Origin of the sequence: Streptomyces sp. BR123, from assembly GCF_013401435.1 — a bacterium.
In the GTDB taxonomy this organism is placed as follows: domain Bacteria; phylum Actinomycetota; class Actinomycetes; order Streptomycetales; family Streptomycetaceae; genus Streptomyces.
The window spans coordinates 1-1,308 of record NZ_JACBGN010000603.1 but is presented as its reverse complement, the minus strand read 5'-3'; the positions used below and the strand labels follow the sequence as shown (position 1 = coordinate 1,308).

Below are 1,308 nucleotides of genomic sequence, written 5' to 3'. Positions count from 1 at the left end.
CCTCCCGCCCGGCCCCCGCCGACGCGCGTGCGCAGGCGGGGCCGGTGCGTGGCCGGTGCCGCGGCGCCGGCTCACCGGCCCGGCCAGGTGATCCCGGTGATCCGGCCCGCTGGTCCGGCTCAGAGGCAGAGCCGGGCCACCAGCTCCAGCTCGCCCGCCACCACCGCCGGGTCGCGCGGACCGGCGTGCGGGGCGGCGAGCGGACGCACGCGGAACCGGTTGCCCGGGGTCAGCTCGTCGGCCTCCCGGATCATCAGGTCCTGGAGCGCCGGCGGGATCGCCCGGTCCTCGGTGAACTTCAGGAACGTGCGCGGGATCCGCCCCCACTGCTCCGGCAGGCCATGCGCGTCGGAGACCGAGATCGAGGCCGCCTCGTCCGGTTCGAGGGTGTTCATCACCGCCCGGACCTCGGCGTCGGTGTAATCGGCGCCCAAGGCCTCCTTGCAGACCGCGAAGAACTGCGGGTCGTTGGAACGCCAGTTGACCCGGTTGACGCCCAGCTCCGGCGGGGTGGGCACGGCGGTCATCCGGAACAGCATGCTGGTCGCCGCCTCCGGAGCCGACATCAGCTCCAGCACCGTCTTGCGCTGGGCGGGGCAGAACGCCGAGGCGTAGACCAGGTGGTCGATCAGCTCGGGAATCCGGTTGGCCACTGCGTTGACGGTCGCCCCGCCCAGGCTCTGGCCCACCAGGACCACCGGGCCGTTGCGGCGGGCCCTGCGCACCACGGCCTCCACGTGGTCGGCGTAGTCCTTCAGCGTCACCTTGCCCAGCGGCGAGGGCTCCGTGCGCAGCCGTTCCAGGTCCTGCGGAGCCTGGTAGGAGAGCGGGAAGTAGGCGCCGGAGCCGTGCCCGGGCAGGTCGACCGCCACTGCGCGGTGTCCGCGCAGCCCCAGCTCGGCCGCCCACGTCGCCAGGCCGTAGGAGTTGCTGCCGGCACCGTGGACCATGACGAAGGTGACCGCGCGGGCGGGCCGGGAGGCGGCCTCGGCGGCAGTGGCCCCCGCGCCCACCGCCGCCACGGCGCCGGCGCCGGCGCCGGCCACGGCGGCCCTCAGGACGGTGCGGCGGGACCGTCCGGCGTTCCCGTCCGTGGACGGCACACCAGTTGTGTCACTCGTTTCACTTGTGTCACTCATGCGGCGGACATTACGCCTGAGTAACCCGGGGGTCCGGGCGATATCCGGCCAACCGGCCTGACGCCAGGCGTGACACGCGCCACCCCCCACCTCGGGCGAGAACGGGACAATCCGCGGACCGCCGGGCGGAACACCGGATCCGCGGCGATCCGGTCACCCCGCGGCGGCC

General features: G+C 74.4%; 1 protein-coding gene. It reads right to left on the bottom strand.

Going from position 1 to position 1,308, the window contains the following annotated elements; genetic code table 11:
- Positions 1 to 119: 119 nt before the first annotated feature.
- Positions 120 to 1,139: an alpha/beta fold hydrolase gene (locus tag HYE82_RS36580; RefSeq protein ID WP_179178528.1), complete on the bottom strand. Its 1,020-nt coding sequence runs from the start codon at positions 1,137 to 1,139 to the stop codon at positions 120 to 122.
- Positions 1,140 to 1,308: the final 169 nt, after the last annotated feature.